Below are 6,146 nucleotides of genomic sequence, written 5' to 3' on the forward strand. Positions count from 1 at the left end.
CCCGCGGGCGGCGCGTCGCGAGCGCCGGCCGTGGACCGTCAAGGCGACGTTGCGCGCCGCATTCGCGATCCTGCTCGCCGGCACGCTGGCGATCGGCATGTTTTCGCTCTGGCAGATCAGCCGGCTGAATGCGTCGATCGCGTCCGTCTACGAGCAGGGTCACGTCGCGAGCCGCGCGGCCGAGGAGGTTCGGGCCGAAGTGCTGCGTGCGAGCCGTGCCCAGAAGATGCTGCTGACCGCGACCACCGCGAAGGAACGCAACGAGCTGGGCGCAGACGTGGGCGCCGGGCTCGCGTCGATCGGCCAGGCGCTCGGCACGCTGCAGCGCTATGCGGATCCGGCCGACGTCGACGATTCGGCGCGGCTGCGCGCATTCTCGACGGCGGTCGGCGCGTGGAGCGCGCATCTGCGCGATTTCGTCGCGCTCGTGCAGGCACAGCCGCTCGACCTGTCGCAGATGAGCTGGCAGGTCGGCACGCAGGACGTGTCGCTGCTGGTCGAAACCGGCAAGCTCGAAAAACTGGTCGCCGAACTCGTGAAGACACGCGGTGCGAAGTCGAAGGCGACGCTCGATGCGTCCGCCACCATTTTCTCGTCGTCGTTCGCGATGATCGCGGCGATGACGGCTGCGCTGATCGTGCTCGCGATCGTCATCGCGGAGCGCGTCGTGCGCCGTCTCGCGTCGCAGCTCGGCGGCGAGCCCGCGCATGCGAAGGCGATTGCCGCGGACATCGCGCGCGGCGACCTGACGCGACCGATCACGCTGGGCCGGCACGACCGCGACAGCATGGTGCGTGCGCTGGCCGAGATGCAGACGGGACTTGCGGCGACCGTCGGCGAGATTGCCGTCAGCGCCGAGGCGATCGCGGCCGCGTCGGGCGAGATTTCCACCGGCAATCTCGATCTGTCGAGGCGCACCGAGCAGCAGGCCGTCGCGCTCGAGCGCACCGCGGCCAGCATGGAGCAGCTCACGTCGACCGTACGGCAGAACGCCGAGAACGCGCGGCAGGCGAGCGCGCTCGCGGCCAATGCTTCGGCCGTTGCGGAGACGGGCGGGGAAGTCGTCGGGCGCGTCGTCGCGACGATGAGCGAGATCGACGACAGCGCGAAGAACATCCGCGACATCATCGGCACGATCGAGGGGATCGCGTTCCAGACCAACATTCTCGCGTTGAACGCGGCCGTCGAGGCCGCACGCGCGGGCGAGCAGGGGCGCGGCTTCTCGGTGGTCGCGGGTGAAGTCCGCCTGCTCGCGCAACGCGCGGCGACCGCGGCGAAGGAGATCCGAGCGCTGATCGGCGCGTCGGTCGAGCGAGTCGCGAACGGTGCGGCGCTCGCGCACGATGCGGGCCGCACGATGGGCGACGTCGTGCGCGCGGTCAAGCGCGTGACCGACATCATCGGCGAAATTTCCGCGGCATCGGACGAGCAGAGCGCGGGGATCGACGAGATCGGCCGCGCGGTCACGCAGATGGACGCCGGCACCCAGCAGAACGCGGCACTCGTCGAGCAGGCGGCCGCCGCGGCGAACGCGCTCGACGAGCAGGCGCAGGCCTTGAAGTCGCTGGTCGGGCGCTTTCGTATCGCGGCCTGACGCGGCCCGAGCGCCGCGCGGTCGCGGGCCGGCCACCCGCGACACGCGCAATCCGCCGCTCATCCGCCGGTGGGTGACAAAACCGGCAGTCACGCGCCGCGCGATCCCCTACAATGCGCTTCCACACAGCTGGGGACCAGAACCCGCGGCGCGCGCATCGACACCGGTGCGGCACTGCGCCGAGCGGGTCATTCATAACAATGACAACGACGATTTATCTGAGCGGATACCTGTGCATCCTCGTCTCCGCCGCGCTCGGCATGCGCACGCGCATGCCGCCGTGGCGGTGGCTCGCGGCGGGTATCGCACCGGCCGCCACGTTCGCCGTGCTGCGTGGCCGGACGGGCACCGACACGGCGATTTACCAGGACATCATCGCCGGCATCTGGAGCGGCAACCTGAAGGTCGTACCGCGCACGCTCGAGCCGGGCTTCGTATGGCTCGTGCGCGCGCTCGAATGGGTCGGGCACGACCCGCGCATCGTGACGGCAATCCTGTCGCTGCTGATCGTCATCGCATGTGTCGTCGCGTTCGGGCGGACGGCCGAGGATGCGTGCGTGTTCGCCACGCTGATCTTTCCGTTGTTCTTCTACGACATGGCGATGAGCGGGCTGCGTTATGGCCTCGCGTTCTGCGCGGCCAAGATCGCGTCGGACGAATGGGTGCGCAGGCGGCATGGCGCGTCGATCGCGCTGGCGGCCGCGGCGGCCGGCATGCACGTGTCGGCGGTGCTGCTCGTCGTGCTGCTCCAGGTGCGGCGGCTGCGCCTGCTGCGTTATGCGGGGCTGGCGGTCGCGATCGGCGGCGTGCTGTTCGCGATGCACCACGACGCGTTGCTGGCGAAGTTCGGACTCTATGCGGCATTCACGCCGCCGGCACAGATGTCGGGCAGCGCACCGCTCGTGCTCGCGCTGCTGACCCTCGCGGCCGGCTGGGCGCTGCTTGCCCGCATGCCGCGCACGCTCGTGTTCCTGTTCGCCTGCGAGATTGCGAGTTTCGTGCTCGCGCGGGTCAGCTATGCGGGGCTGCGCTTCCAGTGGCTCGTGCTGTTCGCGATGGGCTGCCAGTTCGTGCCGCTGCAACGCGTGCCGTACGTGCGGCGCCCGTATGTGATCGCCGCACTCGTCGCGATCGGCGCCATCGGCTTTGCGATGCGGTTGCGCAACATGATCGGCGAAGCGGGGCTCGGCCCGTCGCCGTTCCTGCCTTACCGGTTCTTCTGGGAGTGACGCCGCCGGGCGGGATGCCGCCCGGCGCGCGTTGCGCTTACGACTTCTTCTGCTTGTCCGGATCGATGATGACCGTGCAGGTCGTACCCGCCGACAGCACCACGTCGGCCGGCACTTCGTCGATCCTGATGCGCACCGGCACGCGCTGCGCGAGGCGCACCCAGTTGAAGGTCGGGTTCACGTCCGCGACGAGGTCGCGGCTTTGCGGGTTGTCGCGATCGTAGATGCCGCGCGAGATGCTTTCGACATGGCCCTTCATCACGCCGCCGCTCATCAGCCGCATTTCGGCCGGCGCGCCGATCTTCACGCGCGGCAGCTTGGTTTCCTCGAAGTAGCCGTAGACCCAGAACGAGTGGCTGTCGACGATCGCGAGCTTCGCCTGGCCGGCCACCGCATAGTTGCCCTTGAACGTCTGCAGGTTCGTGATGTAGCCGTCGACCGGCGCGACGACGCGCGTGCGCTCGAGGTTGAGCTTCGCGGCATCGAGCGCGGCGATCGCCTGCTGGTACTGCGCATCGGCGCTCGAGGCACTGTGCGCGGCGTTCTCGCGGTTTTCCTTCGACACGACGAGCGCATCGAGATCCGCGCGGCGCGCCGCGTCGTCGCGGCGCATCTGCAGTTCCGCGCGGCGGGCGGCGACGGCCGCCTGCGCCTGCTCGACCGCGATCTGGTAGTGCGACGGGTCGATCTGCATGATCAGGTCGCCCTTTTTCACGAGCTGGTTGTCATGCACGGGCAGTTCGACGATCGCGCCCGACACGTCCGGCGCGACGTTGACGATCTCGGCGCGCACGCGCCCGTCGCGCGTCCACGGATCGTCCATGTAGTGCACCCACAGCGAGCGCCCGATCAGGATCGCGACGAGAAGAATGACGGCGGTCGCGACGAAGCCGAAGAGTTTTCTGAGAATCATGATGGTTCGGAATCAACGGTAAACGGCAAGACTCAGTCCGCCGCAAATGCAGACGAGGAGGCAGGCCCGGAACAGCGACGGGTGCCAGACGAGACGGTAGAGGCCCGTATAGGCGAGCAGGCGGTCGACGGCCCAGGTCGCGAGCGCGCCGAGGACGAACATCAGCACCACCGTGGGCATGTAGGCATCGAGAATGGCGATTTCACGCGGCATCATGACGAGGCTCCTGGTTGGGGACGCACGGGGCGGTTGCGGTTGAGCGCGGCGAGCGGCGATTCGGGATCGAGCAGTGCCGTGCGCACGAAATGCAGATGGCTCAGGATGCGCTGCAGCCGGTGGCGTTCCTCGCGCGTCGGCATGAACGCGTCGAGCGTCTGCCGGGTCGCGTCGATCGCATCGTTCACCGCGGCGAGCGTTGTATCGAAACGTTCGGCGTCCGGCCGCGCGAACAGCGACGACAGCCCGGCGCGCATCGTTTCGATCGCGCGGCGCCACGGCGTCGTCGGCGCGTAGCGCGGGTCGGACGGCAGCGTTGCCAGCTCGTGGCGCAGGTCGATGGCCGCATTCCCGGTTTCGAGCACCGCGAACATCCAGCGCAGCGCGTCGCGCTGCACGTCGGGCTGGTCGGCCGACAGCGTGTGCGCCTGGTACATCAGGTCGCGCGCGCCGCTCTCGAAGCGCGTGCGCAGTCCGGCGAGCCGCGCGTGGCAGGCCGCGACGGCCTGGTGACGCAGGTCGGCGAACAGGCGTTTCTTGAGCCACGGCGCGGTCGGCGGGAACAGCACGGCGAACGCGATCGCCGAGACGAGCATCGACAACAGGAGCGCGAGCGCGTCGTTCATGAAGCTCGTGGGATCGTAGTGCGTGATGCTGTCGGGGCCGGCGAGGAAGCAGAAGAAGATCAGATAGCCCGCGCCGTAGCCGGCGAGCTTCGGCTTCAGCGACATGTAGATGCCGATCGCGAGCAACGGCGCGAGCGCCGCGCACAGCAGGACGAAGCCGTCGATCCGCGGGTAGATGCCGAACGTCAGCAGGAAGCCGGTGCAGACGGCCAGCGCCGTGCCCATCCCCATCTGCGCGGCCATCGCGGTCGGGCGCGGCGCCGACGACGCGAGCGCGCAGGTCGCCGCGGCGTTCAGCACCAGCATCACGCCGCTCGGCCACGCAGTCTCGATCCAGAACCAGCCGAGCGCGAGAATCACCGTCGCGGTGCGGATCCCCGCGATCGTGGCGGCCGTTTTGTTGGTGCGCGGCTCGTAGCGTTCGATCCAGCGTTCGCGCTCGTGCGTCGCGGTCGCGAGCGACGCATAGGTCGCCGCGTATTCCTGCAGGTCGGTGATGAAGCGGTACAGCAGTTCGGCGGCGGTATCGAAGTCGAGCAGCGGGAAGTCGGGCTGCGTTTCGAGTTCCGCGCGTGTCGCGCGGATACGGCGCGGGAGCGCGTCGCGCCATGCGAGCAGTTGCTCGGCCGAGTGCGCGGCGTCGATCGACGTGCGCACGGGTTCGCCATTGCGCGTGAGCAGCGGCGCGATCTCGCGGAAATACGGCTCGATCGCATCGATCGCGGCCTGCGCGCCGGCCGCGTGCAGCCGGTTCATCAGCTGGTGCAGCGCGTGAAAGCGGCTCGACGCGCTCATGAATTCGCTGTTCAGCCGCGCGAGGCGGCCGCTGCGCATGCGCGTGTCCGGATCCTCGAACACGGCCATGCTGCGCGCGGCCTCGAAGCCGACCACGTCGGCGACGAAGCGCGTATGGATGGTCTCGATGTGCGCGCGGTCGAGCTGGCCCGACAGCGCCGACGCGACGTAGTCGACGAAGCTGCCGAAGCGCTTGCGCACCGTCGTGCGCATCTGCTCGCCCGTGTACCGAGGAAACACGAGCGCGCTGACGACGCCGGCCGACACGATCCCGATGATGACTTCGGAGACCCGCGTCATCGCGCTCATGAATGCGCCATCCGGGTGCTGCGACGCGGGCAGGCCGATCAGCGCGGTCGTATAGCCGGCGAGCAGGAAGCCGTAACTGCGGAAGTTGCGGTTGCGCGCGGCGCCGGCGGTGCACAGCGCGATCCACAGGGCGATCGCCAGCAGGAACAGCTGCGGCTGCTGCGGGAACAGCCCGACGAACGTGAGCGTCGCGATGAGCCCGAAGATCGTGCCGGCGACCCGATAGAAGCTTTTCGCGAGCACGGCGCCGCTTTGCGGCTGCATCACGATGAAGACGGTCGTCATTGCCGTTTTCGGCGCCGGCAGGTCGAGCCGCATCGACACGCCGAGCGCGATGAAGGCCGCGAGCAGTGCCTTGAACAGGTAGAGCCACGCGGCGCCGTCGGTGCGGGCCCAGTCGCCGAACGCGGCATACCAGGCCGCGAACGGACCGCCGGCGGTCGGGGAGAGGGGGGAGGAGGCTG

General features: G+C 69.0%; 5 protein-coding genes. 2 read left to right on the forward strand and 3 right to left on the reverse strand.

What is annotated here, in order from left to right; all coding sequences use genetic code 11:
• Both ABY44_RS00045 and ABY44_RS00050 read left to right on the forward strand, forming a co-directional pair.
• A partial coding sequence (locus tag ABY44_RS00045) for a methyl-accepting chemotaxis protein (protein WP_431640664.1) occupies window positions 1-1,594 on the forward strand: 1,594 nt, incomplete at its 5' end.
• A 200-nt stretch (window positions 1,595-1,794) separates the two neighbouring features.
• Window positions 1,795-2,823, forward strand: a complete 1,029-nt coding sequence (locus ABY44_RS00050; RefSeq protein ID WP_060173022.1) for an EpsG family protein — start codon at window positions 1,795-1,797, stop codon at window positions 2,821-2,823.
• A gap of 37 nt (window positions 2,824-2,860) precedes the next feature.
• Here ABY44_RS00050 and ABY44_RS00055 read toward each other — a convergent pair whose 3' ends face one another.
• From ABY44_RS00055 to ABY44_RS00065, 3 genes are all read right to left on the reverse strand, one after another.
• Window positions 2,861-3,736 (reverse strand): efflux RND transporter periplasmic adaptor subunit, encoded by an 876-nt coding sequence (locus ABY44_RS00055; RefSeq protein WP_014897260.1) that lies wholly within the window; start codon window positions 3,734-3,736, stop codon window positions 2,861-2,863.
• A 12-nt stretch (window positions 3,737-3,748) separates the two neighbouring features.
• The gene (locus ABY44_RS00060) at window positions 3,749-3,952 is read right to left on the reverse strand and encodes a DUF1656 domain-containing protein (protein WP_011351756.1); all 204 of its coding nucleotides are present in this window, start codon (window positions 3,950-3,952) and stop codon (window positions 3,749-3,751) included.
• Window positions 3,949-6,146: FUSC family protein (locus ABY44_RS00065; protein WP_431640666.1), on the reverse strand; the 2,198-nt coding region annotated here is incomplete at its 5' end. The genes ABY44_RS00065 and ABY44_RS00060, both read right to left, overlap by 4 nt.

The sequence above is a fragment of the Burkholderia sp. ZZQ-2 genome (assembly GCF_050768715.1).
GTDB lineage: Bacteria > Pseudomonadota > Gammaproteobacteria > Burkholderiales > Burkholderiaceae > Burkholderia > Burkholderia cepacia.